We start from the raw sequence: 18,811 nt of genomic DNA, 5'->3' as shown, positions 1-18,811 counted from the left end.
CCTCGGACGCGAAGAAAGGAAGAATCACCATGAGCAGACGAGTGAACGTCATCGGCGTGGGCATGACGAAGTTCCAGAAGCCCGGCGCGAGCGACGACTACAACGTGATGGCCGCCAAGGCGATCACGGCCGCCATCGAGGACGCCAAGGTCAAATTCGAGGACGTGGAGCAGGCCTTCGCCGGCTACGTCTACGGCGACAGCACGTGCGGCCAACGCGCCGTGTACGACGTGGGCCTCACGGGCATCCCCGTGTTCAACGTGAACAACAACTGCTCGACGGGCTCCTCGGCGCTCATGCTCGCGCGCCAGGCCATCATGGCGGGCGCCGAGTGCGTGCTCGCCGTGGGCTTCGAGAAGATGGAGAAGGGCGCGCTCGGCTCGAAGTTCACCGATCGTGCGAACCCGCTCGAGTGGCAAGCGAACCTCATGAACAAGGTGCAGGGCTTCAACCAGGCCCCGCCGGCCGCGCAGATGTTCGGCGGCGCAGGCCGCGAGTACCGCTGGAAGTACGGCACGAAGCGCGAGACGTTCGCCAAGGTGAGCGAGAAGGCGCGCAAACACGCCTCGCAGAACCCCTTCGCGCTCTTCAACCAGGTGCTCTCCGTCGAGGAGATCTTGGCCTCCGAGGAGGTGTTCGATCCGCTCACGCGCTACCAGTGCTGCCCCCCCACGTGCGGCGCCGCGGCGGCGATCCTCTGCACGGACGAGTTCGCGAAGAAGCTCGGCATCTCGAAGCCGGTGTGGATCGCAGGTCAGGCCATGGTGACCGACCGCAAGAGCTCGTTCGACGAGGACAGCATGATCAAGATGGTCGGCTACGACATGACCAAGGGCGCCGCTCAGAAGGTCTACGAAGAGGCCGGCCTCGGCCCGAAGGACGTTGACGTCGTCGAGCTCCACGACTGCTTCACCGCGAACGAGATCCTCACGTACGAGGGGCTCGGCCTCTGCGGCGAGGGCGAGGCCGAGAAGTTCATCGAAGAGGGGCAGAACACCTACGGCGGCAAGTTCGTCACGAACCCGTCGGGCGGCCTGCTCTCGAAGGGGCACCCGCTCGGGGCGACGGGCCTCGCCCAGTGCACGGAGCTCGTGTGGCAGCTCCGGGGCCAGGCCGACAAACGCCAAGTGCCGAACGCGAAGGTCGCGCTCCAGCACAACCTCGGCCTCGGCGGCGCTTGCGTCGTGACCATGTACCGGAACGGCTGAAATCGCGCCGTCCCCCCGGGGCGAGAGCGGGCCTCCTCGTGCGACGGGGTGGCCCGCTCGTCGTTCGTGCTCGTCGCGTTCGCTACTCGATTCCTCGCTTCGTGCGGGCGAAATCGGAGGGCTGGGCGTAGGATGATCGGGTGTCGATCGACGGTTTTCCCCCCGACGGAAGCGCCCCGTTCGTCTCGTTCTCCGAGAAGACCGCCGAGGCCGTGTACGGGTTCGTCTCGCGCATGGCCGAGCGGCTCGAGGTGCCCGTCCTCGGGCTTTCGCACCTGCCGAAGGGTCGTGGTCTCATCGTGGGCAATCACGCCTTCGGGTGGGACGTGGTCGTACCTATGGCCACGATCTGGGCGAAGACCGGGAGGCGCGTGTGGGCCCTCGGGGAGCACCTCTGGTGGCGAGTCCCGTACGTTCGCAAGCTCGTCGCCGAGCTCGGCACCGTCGACGGGACTCCCGAGAACGTCGATGCGCTCCTCTCGCGGGACGAGCTCGTCCTCGTGATGCCGGGAGGCCTGCGCGAGGCGGTGAAGCCGCGCGAGCTTCGCTATCGGCTCTTGTGGGGCGAGCGGTATGGCTTCGTGGAGGCGGCCATCCGCAACGAGGCGCCCGTGGTCCCGCTCGCGTCGGTCGGGGCCGACGAGTGGTTCGATTTCGTCGGCAACGCGACCGCGCGCGGCGAGAGGTGGCTCCGTGGCACCGGGATCCCGCTGCCCGTACCGGCTCGCGTCCTGCCCATTCCGCGCATCGTCCCGTGGCGCTTCGTGCTCGGAGAGCCGGTCTTGCCCCGGTATGTGCCCGGAGCCGCGAGCGATCGCGCGGCGCTCCGAAGCCTTCGGCGCGAGGTGGAGGGCGCGCTCTCCGAGCTCATCGACGCCGAGCTCTGCCGCCGCCAAGGGATCGACTTGGGAAAACGCCCGATACCGCGTATGTAGGCACGATGTCCTCTCCTCGTGTTTCGGCGCGCTCCGCTCCTCCTCTCGTCGTGCTCACGGGGGGGCCCGGCGCTGGAAAGACTGCCGTGCTCGAGGTCGTTCGTCGGCACTTCTGCGAGCACGTCGTGGTCTTGCCCGAGGCCGCGAGCATCGTCTTCGGCGGCGGCTTCCCGCGGCGCCCTTCGGACATCGGGCGAATGTCGGCCCAGCGCGCCATCTTCTCGGTCCAGCGTGAGCTCGAGCGGCTCGAGCTCGAAGACCCCGCCTCGACGGCCCGTGTGGTCTTGTGCGACCGCGGCACGCTCGACGGCATTGCCTATTATCCTGGCCCCGCCGAAGAGTACCTGCGCGAGCGCGGGACGACCCACGAGGCCGAGATTGCCAAATACGCGCGGGTCGTCCATTTGCGACCGCCGCCCGACGGCCGCGGGTACGACCACAAAAACCCACTTCGTGTGGAGACGGCCGCCGAGGCTCACGCGATCGACGCGCGCATCGAGGCCGCGTGGAACGGACACCCGAACCGCGTGTTCGTCGAGAGCTACGAGCTCTTCTTCGACAAGGTCGCCCGGGTGCTCTCGATCCTGCGCGACGAGCTCCCCGACGACTGCCGCGCCCACATCGCCCTCGCCCCGGGCGAGTAGCGCTCGAGCGGACCGGTCAGCCTCCGGGCTCGTGGACGACGTAGCCGAGCTCTTGGGCGACCCACCGCACGGCGTCGCGCGACGTGAAGAGGCCCGTCACGTGGCCGCGATCGCCGACGATGGGCACGGCGTCCGTGTTTTCCATCGCGAGCAGCGCGAGCGCGAACGAGATGGGGGCGTCCTCTGGGAGCACGTGCACGTGAGGCGTCATGACCTCGCCGGCGGTGGCGTCGGGGTGCAGGTCGACGTGGGTCGCGTGAGGCAGCTCGGTCGAGGTCACCTCGTCGGCGCCGTCGCGCTCGCGGCGGAGCAGATCCTCGCGGGTCACGATCCCGATCGGGCGTTCGTCGTCGTCGACGACGGGGAGGGCCGCGAGCTCGTCGTCGAGGAGCAGCGTCTCGAGGGTGGTGAACGGCGTCGTGCGCTTGACACAGGCGAACCGCCTCCGCCCGAGCTCGGAGAGCGAAATCCGCGCTGCTTTCTCGGCGAAATCGGCCGCCTTGGCCGTGGTGATCGACGACGCTTGGCACGTCACGTCGGCGTGGCCGGCCGTGCTCTCCGGCATGGCGACGAGCCGCGCGCACCCTTTGCAAGCGTCGAGCGGGAGCGACTGCCCGCGAATTTTGCAGAATACAGAGACCTCGCGCTCGGGCTCACCGTCGCCGTCGAGGGTGACCTTCGTTCGGACCGGGTTGCGGATGGTCTGTGGCGCACCGGGCGGGCCCGCCATGGCCGACACCTTGGTGCGGTTCGGCGGGGTGTGTCTCGGCGCGTGCGGGAGCTCTCCTTCGAGCTCGCGGCGATCTCGTGTCATGGGCGCTCCCTCCGCTGCGGAACCGAGCAATTTCGGGACCATGCGCGACGAGCGCGCGGCGGGTCTCGGCGTCCGGTTTTGCTCGGGATTTTCGGGGACGTCGAGGTGCGACGCGAGCCGACGCTTGCGTGCCGGTGCAGCCTTTGCGCGCCCCCGCGGGGACTGCACGCCGCGCTTTTCTGCTCGACGCGACGAGATCGCTCTGGTACGAGACAGATTCTCGATACGGCCCTGCCGACTTCGAAACGTGAACCCGCCAGGTCCGAAAGGGAGCAACGGTAGCGCGGAGGAGTGTGGTGGGGCCTTTCCCTTTTGTTCGTCGCGTGGAGCGCGGCGGGCCTGGTAGGGTCCGGGCGCATGGCCACCTCCCGCACGTTCGACGTCGTCGATACCCCGAGCGGCCGCGAGATCCTCGTGAAGGTCACAGGACCCGACGTGCTCCGCGATCCGACGCTCAACAAGGGCACCGCCTTCTCGCAGGCCGAGCGTGAGGCGCTCTTCGTCGACGGGTACTTCGCCCCGCACGTGAGCACCCTCGAGGAGCAGCTCGCGCGGACACTTGCAAGTTACACGGAGCTCGGGAGCGAGGGCTCCAAGGAGGCGGTCGCGCTCCGCCGGTACCAGTTCCTCCGCGCCCTCCAAGATCGCAACGAGACGCTCTTCTACGCCTTCCTCGCGAGGCACACCGAGGAGGTGATGCCCATCGTGTACACGCCCACCGTGGGCGAGGCGATCCGCGCGTTTTCACGCATTTTTCGCACGCCGCGCGGGGTCACGTTCTCGCCGGTCAACATCGGTCGGGCCGACGTCGTGCTCGAGCACCACCCGCTCACCGACGTCCGCATGATCGTCGCGACCGACTCGTCCGCCATCCTCGGCATCGGCGATCAGGGGTATGGCGGCATCGGGATCTGCATCGGGAAGCTCGCGCTCTACACCGTGGGTGGCCTCGCCCCGTACCACGCGCTCCCGGTGAGCCTCGACGTGGGCACCGACCGCGACACCCTGCGGAACGATCCGCTCTACCTCGGCCTCCGCGCGCCTCGCCTGCGCGGGGAGCCCTACTTCGCCCTGACCGACGCGTTCGTCGCGGCCGTGAAGAAGCGCTACCCGCGCGCGATCGTGCAGTGGGAGGACCTCTCGAAGGACACCGCGTTCGACGTACTCGCGCGCTACCGGAAGGTCATCCCGAGCTTCAACGACGACGTGCAGGGCACGGGCGCGGTCACGCTCGCGGGCCTGCTCTCGGCGGCCGCGCTCCGCGAGCGCTCGATCGTGGACGACGTGTACGTGGTGCACGGCGCGGGGGCCGGTGGCGCGGGCGTCGCCGGGGCGATCGTCGAGGGACTCGTTCGCGAAGGGCTCACGCGGGAGGCGGCGCACGAACGTGTGCTCGTGCTCGACTCGAAGGGCCTGCTCACGGAGGAGCGCGCGCCCACCCTGGAAGACTACAAACGCCCGTTCGCGCAGAAGAAGGCGCGCTACGCGGCGTGGCCGTGCGCGTCGGACGTGCCGAGCTTGCACGAGACCATCGTGCACGCGAAGGTCACGGTGCTCATCGGCCTCTCGGGCCAACCCGGCGCCTTCGACGAGGCCGCCATCGCGGCCGTGGGCGCCAACACGGATCGGCCCGTGGTGTTCCCGCTGTCGAACCCCACCGCGAGCTGCGAGGCCCTCCCCGAGGAGGTGTACCGCATCCTCGGCCCTCGGGCGACGGTCGCCACGGGCTCTCCGTTCGGCCCGGTCACGCTCCCGAGCGGCGAGGTGCGCGCCGTGGGCCAAGGCAACAACGCCTTCATTTTTCCGGGGCTCGGCCTCGGCGCGACGCTCGTCGCGGCGCGCGAGATCACGGACTCCATGGTGCTCACCGCCGCGTACGCGCTCGTCGCCTACACACGCGAGCGGCACGGAAAAGACGGCCGCATCTTCCCCCCGGTGCGCGAGCTCCGCGACGTGAGCCTCTACGTGGCGGCGCGTGTCGCGCACGAGGCCATCACCTCGGGTGTGGCCGGCGCGGCAGGGCTCCCGAGCGACGTCGGCGCCCTCGAGGAGCTCGCTCGAAAAACGGCCTACGTCCCCGAGTACGTGCCCCTGCGGCCGGCCTGACGTCACGAAAAGTTGGCCCTCTTTGGCGTGGTGGTGCAGTCCATGTGGGTAGGAGGCCTACATGGTGACCACCCGCTCTCGCCGCAGCTTTTTGATGCTCGCCCTCGGGGCTGCCGTCGTCGCAGGCGCTCGCGAGGCGTCGGCCGAAGCCGTTCGGATCCTGGCCCAAGACGGGGATGGAACGACCTTCGCGCTCTCGCTCCAGAGCGCGCCTTTCCCGGCTAAAGGTGCATCCTACACGGACTCGACCGTCCTCGTCTTCGTGCCTCGGCACTTCCGCGCATCGCCCGGGAAGGAGGTGCCCATGCTGGTGCACTTCCACGGGCACGGCACGACGGCCGAGCGAGCGATGGTCACGCACAAGCTCCGCGAGCAGCTCGTGGCGAGCCGCCAAGACGCGATCCTCGTCGTCCCTCAGGGGCCCGTGAACGCGGCCGACTCGTCGTGTGGCAAGCTCGAGTCTCCGGGGGGCTTTCGCGCGCTCGTCCGCGACGTGCTCGTGCACCTCGACCAGAAGGCCGTCGCGAAGGCCCTCGGGACGACCGCGTTCCACAGAGCCGCGCTCGGCCGGATCTGCCTCTCGGCGCACTCGGGGGGCTACCACGCGGCGGCCCAGTGCCTTCGCCACGGGGGCGTCGAGGTGAACGAGGTCTACCTGTTCGACGCGCTCTACGCCGACGCCGACGTGTTCCGCGACTGGGTCGCCGAGGGGCGAGGGCGGCCGCAGCGCACGCGCCACAAGCTCGTCTCGTATACGGCCACCGGGCCCACCGAGAAGATGAACGAGTGGCTCTTCTCGGAGCTCGAGCGGCGCGGCGTGCACTGCGAAAAAGAGCGGGTCGAGGGCACCCTCTCCCGCGAGGCCATCACGCGCGCCGAGGCCGTGCTCGTGCGCACCCCGTCGGCTCACGGCGCGGTCGCCTTCGAGACCAGCGCCCTCCGGGACTGCCTCTTCGCCTCGTCGCTCCCTCGTCACCTCGACACGACCTGGTTCCAAGCGAAGGCCGGCGCGCGCCCCATCGAGCGCATGCGCTGAGCACGCCGCAAAAATCCGCGGAAATCTCGCGGCGATGGCGCTAAGGAGGGGGAATGGCCCTCCACGTCGAGTCGTTCCCCGTCGCGCCCCTCGGCTGCAACTGCTCCATCGTGGCCGACCTCGAGGCCAAGGTCGCCATCGTGGTCGACCCGGGCGGCGAGCTCCCCAAGATCCGCGCGCGGCTCGAGGCGCTCGGGGTCGTCCCCACGCACGTCGTGCACACGCACACGCACATCGATCACGTCGGCGCGACGCCGGGGCTCGTCGCGGCCTACGGCTGCACCGCGCAGATCCACGAGGCCGATCGCCCGCTCTACGACATGCTCCCGGTACAGGCGGCGATGCTCGGCATCGCGATGCCCGAGACGACGCACATGGACGGCGCCCTCCGGGACGGAGGCACGGTGAACGCGGGGGCTTCGGAGCTCGGGGTCATCCACACGCCGGGGCACACGCCGGGCAGCGTCTGTTTCTTGCTCACCGCGGGCGACGACCGCGTGCTCTTCGCCGGCGACACCTTGTTCCGTCGAAGCATCGGACGTACCGATCTCTGGGGGGGAGACTCGGATCTCATCTTGTCGTCCATTCGCGAGCGCATCCTCACCCTCGAGGGCGACACCCTGGTCGTCACCGGGCACGGCCCTACCACCCGGGTCGTCGACGAGCGCGAGAAGAACCCTTTTCTCCGATGATTTCCCCATGAGCGACGCCGTCCGCGACGCGACCCTCACCGAAGCGACCCTGCGCGAGTCGTTGCGCTCGGCTCTCGCTGCCCGCGCGCGCTCCGTCGTACCCGCGAGCCAAGGCGCAGGGGCCGAGAGCGCCACGCTCGCGTGCCTCTTCGAGCGCGACGGCGACACCCACGTGTGGCTCTTGAAACGCCCCGAGACGATGCGCCGTCACAGCGGGCAGGTGGCGTTCCCCGGGGGAAAACGCGACCCATCCGACGCCACGCTGCTCTTCACGGCCCTCCGCGAGGCGAACGAGGAGCTCGGCCTCCACGAGCACCACGTGGACGTGCTCGGCTCCCTCGACGACGTGGTCACCTTCACGGGCTTCGTCATCACGCCTTACGTCGCGTGGCTCCGCGCGCCGTTCGAGCCCGCGCCCAACCCCGAGGAGGTCGCGCGTGTGTTCTCGGCGCCGCTCCGCACGTTCGCGACGCGCGCGAAGGGCGTATTTCCCAAGGTGGGCTGGCACGTCGAGGGCGAGCTCGTGTGGGGAGCCACGGCGGCGGTGCTGCGCAACCTGATCACCGTGGTGGCCGAGGTCGCGCGCTAGCAGCCCGTTGATTTTCGGACCGAGGCCGTTCGACGTCCGCGCCCGACCCGCCAAGGCGCGATCCGAGGAGCGCCCGGAGCCTACTTTTGTAGGTGAGGACGCACCGCAGGATCGCAACGAAGGCGGTCGGGATGCGGCGGCGAGCGGCCGACGGGAGAAAATCAACGGGCTGCTAGGGTCTGCTGGCGGGCCGTCGTGCGAATCAGGCGTACGGCGTGTCGCGGAGGTGCCACGCCACGCGCGTCGCGAGGGTCATGATGGTGAGCTGCGGGTTCACGCCGAGGCTCGTCGGCACGAGGCTCCCGTCGGCCACGTAGAGGCCCCGTGTGTCCCACACCTTGCCGAACGTATCGACGACCGAGTGCTCGCGGGTCATCCCCATGCGGCAGCTCCCGAGCGGGTGCTGCGAGGAGCACTCGATGTCGCGCGCCTTCACGCTCTCGAACGGGAACGCGCGGAAGGCGTCGGCGTCCATGCCGGGGGCGCCGAGCACGGGCGGGAACACTTCCTTGGCGCCGGCCGCGAAGAAGGCCTCGCCCATCTCGCGGATGACCCGCGGGACGAGCTGCCGATCGCGCTTCGCCATGCGGTACGTGAGGATGGGCTCGCGCCCGAGGCCGGGCCACACACGACCGCCTCCCTCGTCGTGGATGATGCCACCGAAAATAGCGAGATGATTCACGTTTCCGGCGCGGCGGAGGAGCTCGGGGCCCGTGCCGGGCATCGTCGCGGCGAGCACGGCGGGCGGGACGAAGAGCCCCATCATGGTGATGCCCTCGTGCTCGAGCGAATCGGTGTAGGCCGACTGGAGCGCGCCTCTCCACCCGCTCACGTCTTGCTCGAACCGGGCGATCATGCGGAAGCCCGGGTGCACGGTGACGTTCTTGCCCACCTCGCCCGAGACGCCCATCACCCCCGAGCGCCGGAGGAGGAGCGGCGTGAAGGCCGCGCCCGCCGCGAGCACGACGCGCTTCGCGCGCACGACGAAGCCGTCCTTGGGCCTCCCGTGTTTGCCGTTGCCCATGCGGCCCTCGACGCCGATCGCCCGATCGCCCTTCATGAGCACGCGCTCGACGAGGCAGTCGGCGTAGATGCGCGCGCCCTTCGCGGCGGCCCGCGGGAGGTACGTCACGTCGACGCTCATCTTGGCGACGTGGGGGCAGCCGAAGTTGCAGCGGCCGCACCCGTTGCAGCCGTCCGTGTTGCGCGAGATGGGCTTCATCTCGAGGCCGCGCGCCTCGGCGCCGCGCACGAAGAGGTGCGTCGACTGGGAGCGCATGTGGACGGGCACCTCCTCGACGTGCACGGCCTTCTCGACGGAGGCGTAGTACGGCTCGAGGGCCTCTTCGGTGAAGTGGGCCATTCCGCGGGCGTTTCGCCACGTGGAGAGCACCGAGCCCGGCACGCGGAAGCACACGCCGCCCGTGACCGTCGACGAGCCGCCCACCACGCGCCCCATGGTCACGTTGATGTGCGGCGTGTCCCCGAGGCCGAACGCGACCGTGAACGCGCCGCCGCGCCACACGTGCCGGAGCGACTCGCTCGGGCGCATCTTTCCGTGCTCGGCCGCGGGCACGAACGGCCCCTCTTCGAGCACCACCACGTCGTGCCCGGCCTCGGCGAGCTCGCACGCGATCACGGCGCCGCCCGCGCCCGACCCGACCACGACCACGTCGCAGTCGATCTCGAAGGGCCCGTTCTTCTTGCTGCCGCTCTCGACCGCGATCATGACTGGCCTCCTTTCGCAGTGGCGCCTTCGCCCTCGACGAGGCAGCCGAACGGCCCGCCGATCTCGCGTGTGGCGGCCGGGTGCTCGAAGTAGAGGATGCAGAGCACCGCCTTCACAGCGAGCAGCGCCGTCGACAAGAAGCTGTGCTCGACCCGGGCGAGGATGGCCTGCCGCTCGGCGAGGGAGCGACCTAGAAAGCCCCACTTCCCGGCCATGATCGGCCCGAGCACGGTCACCGCGAGGAGGCTCAAGCCCAAGATGCGCCGCGCGTCCTCTCCGGCGTGGCCCACGAAGCTCGCCATCTCGCGCTCGAGCCACACGAGGCGCTCGTGGTCGGGCGCGCCCGCCTCGCTCGCGAAGAGGGCCTCCGCCACGGCTCGCCCACGCCGCAGCGTGCCCGCCGAGACCGGGAGAGGCTCTCGTGTGGGGACGTCGTACGTGCCCTCGAGCACGGGGCGCTTGCGGAGGTTCATGGGCGCCACCTTACCAAAGGGTCGGCCGCGTGTCTCGGAAACGTGAGCCTATCCTCACATTCTTCGCGCGCCTCGAAACCCCGAGAATTCGAGGGCCTGCGATGGGGTATGGTGGGCCGCCATGCCTCATCGTGCCGTGCTCGGTCGTGTCGTCTCGCTCGTCGTCCGGCGCTTCGGTCCGCCCGGCGCGTTCCTCGCGCTCCCCGGTCGAGGCGACGACCCTCGTGGCCCCGTGGTGCTCCTGCCCGGGGCCGAGGTGCCGTCGGGGACGCAGGTGGGAGACGAAGTCGAGGTGTTCGTCACGCTCGACTCGGAGGACCGCCCGCTCGCGACCACCCGCAGGCCCAAGCTCGGGCTCGGGCAGGTGACGTTCCTCGAGGTCACCCAGGTGTCGGGCATCGGCGCGTTCGTGGACTGGGGGCTCCCGAAGGAGCTCTTCGTGCCGCACGCCGAGCGCACGCAGGATCTCGTGAAGGGCATGCGCGTGCCCGTGGGGCTCTACGTCGACCCGTCGGGGCGGCTCGCCGGCACCATGCGGGTCTCCGAGATGCTGCGCGAGCGCCGAGGCTTCACGGTGGGCGAGTGGGTCTCGGGCGAGGCGTACCGCAACGAGCCGCACATCGGGCTCTTCGTGATCGTCGAGCGAAGGTGCGTGGGGCTCTTGCCCGCGAGCGAGCCGCACGTGCTCTCGCGCGGTGAGGTGGCCGAGTTTCGTGTCGCGAAGGTGCACCCCGATGGGCGCTTCGAGCTCTCGCTTCGCGGGCTCGCGCACGAAGAGATCCACGAGGACGCCGAGGCCGTCCTGGGGGTGCTCACGCGCTCGCCCAAAGCGCGGGTGTCCGACAAGTCGAGCCCCGACGAGCTCCGGCGGCTCTTCGGCCTCAGCAAAAAAGCCTACAAACGCGCGGTCGGGCACCTGCTCCGCGAGGGCAAGGTCTCCCTCGGCGAGGACGGCACGGTGCGCCTCGTGGAGGGGAGCTCCCCCGCCGTGTCGCGATCCCCGAAGGGGTGACGTTCAGGGCTCGGCGTACATGCGGATGTTCGTGGCGGCCATGAACGCCATGCGGTGCGCCTCGCGGTACTCGGGGTGGCGCACGTGGACGTACCCGTCCGAGAGCAGGGTGTTCTTCCAGTTACGGCGGGGCGTGCCCGGGCGCAAGAGGCGCTCCTCGGTGACCCAGTCGCCGCACGCGCGGAGCCAGTCTCCGAGGCCCTCGATGCGCGAGATGCGCCCCTCGCCGAGCGCGCGCTTGAACACGATCGCCGCGTTGTAGAGGCGCTTCGTGCTCGCGGAAAATCGCTTGTGGCAGACGACGTTCGCCCACTCGCGGAAGAGATCGATGTCGCAGGTGTAGTTCATCTGATCGACGAGGCACGCGCCGCCGGGCCGCGCGCCGATCTCGCCGAACACGGCCTCGCCCTTCGAGGTCAGGTACCACTCCATGTGCGTGAAGCCGTCGTCCATACCGAGCGCCGTGAGCACCTTGCGGCCGAGCTCGACGCCCGGGCGGAGCTTCGGCTGGTACATCTCTTTGACGGTGATGATCACCGGAGAAATCCACTGGATCGTGCGCATCTCGAGCGGCTTCGGCAGGTACGCCGCGACGTTCTCGAAGGCGGGCTTTCCGCCGATGCACACGGTGTCGAACGTGAACTCCTCGCCGTCGATGTACTCCTCGCAGATGATCTCGGGCACGCCGCGCATCTTCGGGATCGTCTGTTCGAGCTCCGCGCGGCTCGACACTTTGTAGGTGTTCGCGCTGCCGGCGCCGTCGATGGGCTTCACCACCATGGGGTAGCCGATCTCCTCGGCGGCCTCGCGGATGGCGTCGTCGGAGCGGGTGCGGCGCGACTTGGGCACACGGAGGCCGGCCGCGCGCACGCGCTCTTTCATGAGCTGCTTGTCGCGGAAGCCCTTGGCGGTATCGACGCTCATGCCCGGCATGCCGTGGCGCTCGCGGAGGCGCGCCGCGAGCACGACCAGGGGCTCCCAGTTCGTGACGATGCGGTCGATGCCCTTGCCCGCGATCCACGCCGTCACGCGCTCGAGGACGTCGTCCTCGTCCATGATGCGTGGAACCTGCAAGTAATCGGTCAGGTAGGGGCGGACCTGCCGGGGGATGGCCTCGCGCGGGCTGTCGGCGACGCCGTACACCTCGGCCCCGACCTCGGCGAGGCCGCGCGTGTATTGCATCATCTCGGGGGGGTAGAGCGGGGCGAGGAAGACGACGCGCATTTCGACCGAGGCCTACCACGACTTCGCCGCAGCGTGGCCCGTCGATGCGCCCTGTCACCGAATCGCGACACGTTGGAGCGGCCGCGGGGCTCGCGCGCAGGCCGTGCGCGTGGAGGCTCCCCGGGCCCGCACGCGCGACGACGTTCAGAACGCGACGCGGAGCTCTCCGCCGAACGCGAGCAGGACCCGTGGAATCTCGTAGAGCGTGGTGCCCGCGTCGACGAAGTACGTGTCGCGAAAGAGGGGCACACGCGCTCCGACGTGCCCGTCGAGGTGCACGGGTCCCGCGAGGTGAAGGGCGGCCCGGGCGTGCATGCCCACATCTCCCCACCCTCGGAGCGCGCTCGCCGGAGTGGAGATGCCTGCGCCCTCGGCCTCGACGAAACCGAAGGCGACGCGGGCGCAAGGAGACAGCGCGAGGGGCTCGGCGAGGCGCAGGCGGAGTGGGCACCCCTCGAGCGCGGCCGACGAAAAGACGAGCTTCGCCGTGCCCGCCGCCGTGGCCGCCTCACCCTCGAAGCTCCGCGCGAGGCGGAGGGCGAGCCACGGCGCGAGCAGGCGATTTCGCGCGACGTCGAAGCCCAAGACGAGCACCGGCGAGGGGCGCGCCTCGAGCACCGTCGCGCCCTCGAGGCCCACGCCGAGACCGAGGGAGATCTCCGTCTTCGCGGGGGGCTCGGGCGGTTCGGGCAGCTTGGGCGTGGCGGTGGGCGTCGTGCGAGCGGTCGTGCGCGGTGGCGGGCTCGTTGCGGCTTCGGGAGCCCCGGCATCGACGGCGGTCGCGGGGGCAGTGGCCGAAGGAGGGGGCTCGGCGTCGGGAGCTTGGGGCAAAGGCGAGGGGGCGACGCGCGGCGCCGTCTTGGCTTCGGGATCGATGGCGAGGGCCGCGACGAGCGCGAGGGCGCGCACGACGTCGTCGCACGTGGTGGCGCGCACCCTCCGGACGGACGAGGCGGCTCCGTCGGCCCCGACGACGACGAGCGAGCCCTGGCTGTCCTTGGCTCCCTCTTGGACCTCGACACGGAGCACGCGCGCCGGTTCGCCTTCCGTGGCGATCCGGACCTTGTCGGTGCGGGCGCGGACCTCGCCGAAGAAGGCCGCCCCCGACGGGCACTGGCCTTCGCTGCGGTAGTCGACGCGCACGGGCTCACGCGTGGGTGCGTCGCCCGAGGCCGCGACCGCGACGAAGGCGCCGGCCGCGCCCACGACGACACCGAGGATCGCAGGGCGACCCAAGGTGAACCGCCGCGATCGGGCTCCCCCCACGGCGATCAGCCGGCGGGCGGGAGGGAGCGTGTGAGCGCTTCGACGAGCACCGGCACACCCTGCGCGCCCGACACCGCGAAGCGCCCATCGAAGACGAAGAACGGCACACCCGAGATCCCCTGGTCTTTCGCGGCGCGCGCCTCGGCCAGGGTCTCGTCGAGCTCTTCCGGCGAGGCGAGCAGGCGCTTCGCTTCGTCGCGCGGGAGGCCGTGGCGCTCCGCGAGGGAGAGCAGCACCTCGTCGTCGCCGATGTCTTTCCCCTCGAGGAAATAGGCTTCGTAGAGCGCCTTCACGAACGCCGGCTGCGTGCCGAGCTCGAGGGTGTGCTGCACGAGCGTGTGCGCCTTCTGCGTGGAGACGCTCCTGCGCACCTTGGTGAAGTCGAGCGCGATGCCGCTCTCACGCGCGACGCCTTCTACCCTCGCGAACATCGCCTCGGGGTCGCCGCCGTACTTCGCGGCGAGGTGCTCCCGGAGATCGCGCCCTTCGGGGGGCGTGCTCGGGTCGAGCAAAAAAGGCTGGTGCACGACCTTCACGGACGCCTTTTGGCCCTTCTCGGAGAGCGCCGCCACGGCTTGATCCAGGCGGGTCGCGCCGATGAAACACCACGGACAGACGAAGTCGGCGACCAGGTTCACCACGATCTCGCCGGAGGGCGGGGGCGCTTCGAGCATGGAACGAGGTGTAGCAAAGAACGAAAGGCCCGAGAACGACCCGCCGCGCCCACAAAAGGCGGAAGGCCTCGACATCGGCGCCCGAAGGGGAGGGAGGCGCCGACACGAGACCTTCCGGGCCGCCGCGCACTCTCGAGGGGAGAGGAGAGAGACGCGACGACCGAAACGTTGCACCCGGTACGATGCCGTCCGCGATCGTGCGTCGCAGGTCGGGGACATTTTCGACCGAGCTCGAGCGGAGCCCGCGCATGCCCTCCGGAGAAGTGCGTCGCGAAGGCGCGCCTCGGCGCTTCGAGGCTGCTATTCCTAGGGCATGGTGCGCTCACTCCGTCCGCTCGCTTCCCTTGCCGCCCTTGTCTTCGCCGTGCCCTGCGCCATGGTCGCATGTGTAGGAGACGACCCGACCTCGGCCCCCGACGCCACGGCCCCCACGGCCTCGACCGCCACACCCGATGGGGCCTCTTCCGTCGACGCGGCCACGCCACCGGTCGACGCGGCCGACGCGGCGATCCCCGACACCTCGACGCCCCCCGTGGATGCCGCCGACGGGGCCGTGCCGCTCCACTTCGTGTTCGTGACCTCGGCCAGCGTCACTGGCGCGTTCGGTGCGGGCCTCCCCTCGGGGCAGACGCCATGGACCGCCGCCGACGACATCTGCCGAACCGAGGCCATGGCCGCGAGCCTCCCCGGAAAGTACGTGGCGTGGCTCTCGTTCACGAACGGGTCCGGCACCAAGTTCAACGCCTCGGGGCGCATCGCCGACTGGCCGTACTCGCTGCCCGGAACCGCGGGCGGTGTGCCCCCGGTGCTCGTCGCCGCGAGCCGCGCCGACCTCATCACGAAGGGGCCACTCGTGCCGATGGATCGCCTCGCGAGCGGCCTCCGCGTCGACCAAGACGAGAACATGTTCGTCACCTACGTGTGGACGGGCTCGAACGGCGACGGGACGGCCTCCACGCAGGACTGCAACGGCTGGACGAGCGCGCTCGCGAACCAGAGCGGCGTCGCTGGAAACGCGCGCCGTATCGCTTCGCCGACCCCGACCGACTGGACGGCGTTCGGTGGCCGCACGTGCGACGCCCGAAGGCGTTTTTACTGCTTCCAAGTGCCCTGAAGCCGACCGTCCGTGCGCCGCCCCGGGGGGGGGCACGCGCATGGGCACTCCACGCTCAGAACACCGCGCTCTTGTCGTGGGGCTTCTGCTCGGGCGTCTTGGGCGCTGCGGGCTCGGGCGTCTTGGGCGCTGCGGGCTCGGGCGTCTTGGGCGCCACCGTCTCGACGGTCTTGGGTGGCGCGGCGGAGATCGGAGCGGGCTGCCCTGTCGATGCGGCTTTGGCGGTGGCCGCCGGATGCCGACCGAGCGGGAGGGGGGCGCTCGCGGGCGGGGCGGCCGTCGGGAGGTCGTGCACGGCGACGAGAGGCGCGAGGCTCGCCGGGGTCGACGGCGCGGCGGCGCTCCCGTGAGCGGATCCGAGGGCGGGGCTCGCGCTCGTAGAGACCGAGGGGCCGTTGCGCAGCGCGAGGGGGACGACGATCGCCAGGGCCAGCGCCGCGAGGAGCCCCGCGACCCAAGGGCTCCGGCGTGATCGAGTGACGGGGGTGGGGGCCTCAGCCGCGGCGACCGGGGCGGTGTCGGGGGCATCGTCGCATGCGCACGCGCGGCCGAACGCCTCGACGAGCTCCTCCGCCGAACGATAGCGGTCATCGACGTGCCGGCGGAACGCTCTCTCGTAGAACGGGTCGAAGCGTCGGAGCGCCGGCACGTGCTTCGAGATCGGGGCGTACTCGGAGCGGCAGACGTTGACCAAGACCTCCTGCACCGTCTCCCCTTCCCAGGGCTCCTTGCCCGTCATCAGCTCGTAGCTCACGACGGCGAGAGACCATACGTCGGCGCGGTGGTCGACGTCGGGCAGCGCGCGGGCCTGCTCGGGGCTCATGTACGAAGGGGTGCCGACGGCGATGCCCTTCTGGGTCGACTTCCGATCTTGTGGGCGCACGGGCCGAACCAGGCCGAAATCGAGCACCTTCACGAGAGGCGAGCCATCGTCGTCCGTGCATACGAAGACGTTGGCGGGCTTGAGATCACGATGGATGAGGCCGGCGGCGTGGGCGGTCGCTAGCGCCTTCGCGAGCTGCCGAAGGATGACGAGTGTCCCTTCCGGGGTGAAGGGGCGGCTCCTCAGCGCCTCGTCGAGCGAGCGGCCTTCGAGCACCTCCATAACGAGGAACGGGACGCCGCCGATGTCCCCGTAGTCGGTCACGGCCACGATGTGGCGCGTCCTCTTCGCCAGCGCCGACGTGATCTTGGCCTCGTCGCGGAAGCGCTGGAGCGTCGTGTCCCGATCGACGTCGTCGAGGAGCGATCGCTCCAGGAATTTCACGGCGAAGGGCGTGTCGAGCTCCGTGTGCTTCGCAAGCCACACCTGCCCCATGCCGCCCCGACCGAGCAATTTTTCGAGGCGGTACCGCGCGGCGACGACCTCCCCTGGGGCCGGCACGAAGCTCGTCGCTGCGCGAGGGGCCTCTCGCCGCGGACCGTCGTCGAGCCTCGTTCCGTTCGGGGTCGTCATGGTCTCACCTGCACCCGACGGCTCGAAGGGTGTCGGACGCTTTGCGGCAGCCGAGCCCGTTCTTCTCGCAGACCACGAAGCGCGCCATCGAACCGCACGTTGGCTGCGCGTTGACGAAGCCGGCCTCGCACGCCACCCCGAGGAGTGGACAGCGTTCGTCCACTCCGACTTTGAGCTCGTACTCGACCGTCCCGTTGCAGTTCCAGTCGCCGCCCTTGCCGGGCCCCGTGCCGGGGATCGGCGTGAGGGTGTTGAAGTCCCGATCGGGGCGGACGTTCCCGTTGGAGTCGTCGCAGTCGAAGCCGCCGCACACACCGCCGACCTTGGCGAACCGGTCGTTGTCCTCGTCGCAATTGACGACCTGGCCGTCGGGCGCGGTTATCGCGGCGTCGCCGTCGATCCGATCGGCGTCGGGTGGTGCCAAGACGTCGGGGTTCGAGGCGTCCGGCGCGCCGGCCTCCGAGGGGCTCGACGTGTCCGCCGCGAGCACGTCGTCGTTCGGCGAGGCGTCGAGGACGAGGTCGTCGCGCAGCTCCGGGGACGGGAACGTGCATGCTGCAACGATCGTGATGCCCGCGGCCAGGGCGCCCGAGATCCTCCACGCTCGTCTCATTGGAACCTCCACGTGAGCTGCGCGCCGCCGACCGTGGGCGTGAGCGCGAGCCTAGGGCGGCCCGCCGCTCCTCCCACGCGGACCTTCTCGTCGGGGCTCGCGAGCACCATGACGAGGCCCGCCCCCGCGAACGCCGCGCCCCCGAGGCCGAAGACCGTCGTGAGGGTGCTGGCGGTCTCGCCTCGGCGGATCACGCCTCCGACGCTCGTCGGGCACGGACCCGTCTCGTACCCGGGGCACAGGTCCTCGAGGTCGGAGAGGGCGCCCTGGCGCAGGCCAAGGGTGATGCCGGCCACCGCGAGCGAGGCGACGCCCACTCCGAGCGTGACGAAGCCGGCGAGGCGCACGCGGCTCGTGCGCGTCGTGAACGCCGGAGGGGGAGGCCCCGTGTGCACTCCGGGGCTGGACAACACGAGGCTCATCCGCACCTCCCGCGAGCTGCCCGCGGCCAGCGAGACGACCTGCCTCACCGGGGTCGCGGTGGGCGCTTTGGCCACGATCGTGACGGGGCCCGGGTCGCGCTCGAGCACGGTGCCGAAGAGGGAGGGGGAGATGGGCTCGCCGTTCACCGTGAGGGTCGCGCCGTCTTCGGCTTGTGCTGGCCCCTCGCGCGAGGGGCGTGTCACGACGACGTCGACGCGCAGCTTGGCCACGAGCGGCTTGAGCCGTGCTGCCGCCTCGGCCGCGTCCTTCGCCCAGCCCTCGTATTTGGTGGCGTCTTTGCTGACGAGCAGGCCGCGCTCGAGCTCGAGCCACGCGCGCCGGGCGGACGCGTAGTGGCCGACGCTCTCCTCGCACTCGGCGACGTTGCGGACGCTGCCGAGCCGCCCTGGCGCGAGCTCGCTCGCCTTTCGAAAGAGCGGGATCGCGTCGGCGCACTTGCCCTCGGCGCGGAGCTCGCGCGCGCGCACGAAGAGGTCTTGCGCGTCGGCTCCCGCGTCAGCGAAGGCGCGTGATGGCGCGACGATCCCCAAGGTCGCCACGACGACGGCAACCCCGCATCTCGGGAGCTCACGCTGGCGGTTCATCCTAAGGTCCATCCTGGGGCCGCATGGCGACGGAGAAACAAGGGCCAATCCGACAAGGGTACGGGCGTCGCCCCGACCCGTCCACCCAAGTCGGCACGTCGACCGCGTGGTGCAAGTCTCATGGTTGAGCTTCGGCGCTGGGGCGCGCGAGCCGAAGGTCCGAGCACACGGTCGGTGGGGGCGATCGAGCCTGGCGCG

The 18,811-nt window shown here is 70.3% G+C and carries 18 protein-coding genes and 1 other RNA gene; 10 read left to right on the top strand and 9 right to left on the bottom strand.

The window, feature by feature from the left end:
* The first annotated feature begins 29 nt into the window (after window positions 1-29).
* The 3 genes from IPK71_35965 to IPK71_35955 all read left to right on the top strand — a co-directional run bounded on the left by IPK71_35965 (window position 30) and on the right by IPK71_35955 (window position 2,787).
* Window positions 30-1,208 carry a lipid-transfer protein gene (locus tag IPK71_35965; GenBank protein ID MBK8219153.1) on the top strand — a complete coding sequence of 393 codons (1,179 nt, stop codon included), beginning with the start codon at window positions 30-32 and terminating at the stop codon, window positions 1,206-1,208.
* Between the two features lie 140 nt (window positions 1,209-1,348).
* A complete protein-coding gene (locus IPK71_35960; protein ID MBK8219152.1) occupies window positions 1,349-2,143 on the top strand; it encodes an acyltransferase family protein in 795 nt (264 codons plus the stop codon).
* A 5-nt stretch (window positions 2,144-2,148) separates the two neighbouring features.
* Window positions 2,149-2,787 carry an ATP-binding protein gene (locus tag IPK71_35955; GenBank protein MBK8219151.1) on the top strand — a complete coding sequence of 213 codons (639 nt, stop codon included), beginning with the start codon at window positions 2,149-2,151 and terminating at the stop codon, window positions 2,785-2,787.
* Window positions 2,788-2,803: 16 nt separating this feature from the next.
* On the opposite strand, the gene IPK71_35950 is transcribed toward IPK71_35955, so the two are convergent.
* Window positions 2,804-3,601, bottom strand: coding sequence for a CBS domain-containing protein (locus IPK71_35950; GenBank protein ID MBK8219150.1), 798 nt, complete (start codon window positions 3,599-3,601; stop codon window positions 2,804-2,806).
* A gap of 224 nt (window positions 3,602-3,825) precedes the next feature.
* On the opposite strand from IPK71_35950, the gene ffs reads away from it, so the two are divergent.
* The 5 genes from ffs (at window position 3,826) to IPK71_35925 (ending at window position 8,024) form a co-directional block, all read left to right on the top strand.
* An RNA gene (gene ffs, locus IPK71_35945) (signal recognition particle sRNA small type) lies at window positions 3,826-3,911 on the top strand.
* Between the two features lie 47 nt (window positions 3,912-3,958).
* Window positions 3,959-5,707 (top strand): oxaloacetate-decarboxylating malate dehydrogenase, encoded by a 1,749-nt coding sequence (maeA, locus tag IPK71_35940; GenBank protein MBK8219149.1) that lies wholly within the window; start codon window positions 3,959-3,961, stop codon window positions 5,705-5,707.
* 61 nt (window positions 5,708-5,768) lie between these two features.
* Window positions 5,769-6,743, top strand: a complete 975-nt coding sequence (locus tag IPK71_35935; protein MBK8219148.1) for a hypothetical protein — start codon at window positions 5,769-5,771, stop codon at window positions 6,741-6,743.
* A 53-nt stretch (window positions 6,744-6,796) separates the two neighbouring features.
* On the top strand, window positions 6,797-7,435 hold the full coding sequence (locus IPK71_35930) for an MBL fold metallo-hydrolase (protein ID MBK8219147.1): 639 nt from the start codon (window positions 6,797-6,799) through the stop codon (window positions 7,433-7,435).
* 7 nt (window positions 7,436-7,442) lie between these two features.
* Window positions 7,443-8,024: a CoA pyrophosphatase gene (locus tag IPK71_35925; protein ID MBK8219146.1), complete on the top strand. Its 582-nt coding sequence runs from the start codon at window positions 7,443-7,445 to the stop codon at window positions 8,022-8,024.
* Window positions 8,025-8,226: 202 nt separating this feature from the next.
* On the opposite strand, the gene IPK71_35920 is transcribed toward IPK71_35925, so the two are convergent.
* Window positions 8,227-9,753 (bottom strand): GMC family oxidoreductase, encoded by a 1,527-nt coding sequence (locus IPK71_35920; protein ID MBK8219145.1) that lies wholly within the window; start codon window positions 9,751-9,753, stop codon window positions 8,227-8,229.
* Window positions 9,750-10,226, bottom strand: a complete 477-nt coding sequence (locus IPK71_35915; GenBank protein ID MBK8219144.1) for a hypothetical protein — start codon at window positions 10,224-10,226, stop codon at window positions 9,750-9,752. Before IPK71_35915 ends, IPK71_35920 begins: the two co-directional genes overlap by 4 nt.
* Window positions 10,227-10,347: 121 nt before the next feature.
* On the opposite strand from IPK71_35915, the gene IPK71_35910 reads away from it, so the two are divergent.
* Complete coding sequence (locus IPK71_35910; GenBank protein ID MBK8219143.1) at window positions 10,348-11,238, top strand: nucleic acid-binding protein; 891 nt, start codon at window positions 10,348-10,350, stop codon at window positions 11,236-11,238.
* A gap of 3 nt (window positions 11,239-11,241) precedes the next feature.
* Here IPK71_35910 and IPK71_35905 read toward each other — a convergent pair whose 3' ends face one another.
* From IPK71_35905 to IPK71_35895, 3 genes are all read right to left on the bottom strand, one after another.
* Window positions 11,242-12,462 carry an ATP-grasp domain-containing protein gene (locus IPK71_35905; GenBank protein MBK8219142.1) on the bottom strand — a complete coding sequence of 407 codons (1,221 nt, stop codon included), beginning with the start codon at window positions 12,460-12,462 and terminating at the stop codon, window positions 11,242-11,244.
* A gap of 144 nt (window positions 12,463-12,606) precedes the next feature.
* Window positions 12,607-13,698, bottom strand: a complete 1,092-nt coding sequence (locus IPK71_35900; GenBank protein ID MBK8219141.1) for a hypothetical protein — start codon at window positions 13,696-13,698, stop codon at window positions 12,607-12,609.
* Window positions 13,699-13,733: 35 nt separating this feature from the next.
* A complete protein-coding gene (locus tag IPK71_35895) occupies window positions 13,734-14,402 on the bottom strand; it encodes a DsbA family oxidoreductase (GenBank protein MBK8219140.1) in 669 nt (222 codons plus the stop codon).
* Window positions 14,403-14,715: 313 nt separating this feature from the next.
* On the opposite strand from IPK71_35895, the gene IPK71_35890 reads away from it, so the two are divergent.
* A complete protein-coding gene (locus IPK71_35890) occupies window positions 14,716-15,516 on the top strand; it encodes a hypothetical protein (protein MBK8219139.1) in 801 nt (266 codons plus the stop codon).
* Window positions 15,517-15,571: 55 nt separating this feature from the next.
* Here IPK71_35890 and IPK71_35885 read toward each other — a convergent pair whose 3' ends face one another.
* Genes IPK71_35885 through IPK71_35875 form a run of 3 tightly spaced genes read right to left on the bottom strand, consistent with a single transcriptional unit; the run spans window position 15,572 to window position 18,613 of the window.
* Entirely contained in the window at window positions 15,572-16,972 is a 1,401-nt protein-coding gene (locus tag IPK71_35885) for a protein kinase (protein MBK8219138.1), read from the bottom strand.
* A gap of 4 nt (window positions 16,973-16,976) precedes the next feature.
* Window positions 16,977-17,585 (bottom strand): hypothetical protein, encoded by a 609-nt coding sequence (locus tag IPK71_35880; GenBank protein MBK8219137.1) that lies wholly within the window; start codon window positions 17,583-17,585, stop codon window positions 16,977-16,979.
* Window positions 17,582-18,613, bottom strand: a complete 1,032-nt coding sequence (locus tag IPK71_35875; protein ID MBK8219136.1) for a hypothetical protein — start codon at window positions 18,611-18,613, stop codon at window positions 17,582-17,584. Before IPK71_35875 ends, IPK71_35880 begins: the two co-directional genes overlap by 4 nt.
* Window positions 18,614-18,811 lie beyond the last annotated feature (198 nt).

The sequence above is a fragment of the Myxococcales bacterium genome (assembly GCA_016712525.1).
Taxonomy (GTDB): domain Bacteria; phylum Myxococcota_A; class Polyangia; order Polyangiales; family Polyangiaceae; genus JAAFHV01.
This window is presented reverse-complemented; position numbering and strand designations above follow the sequence as displayed.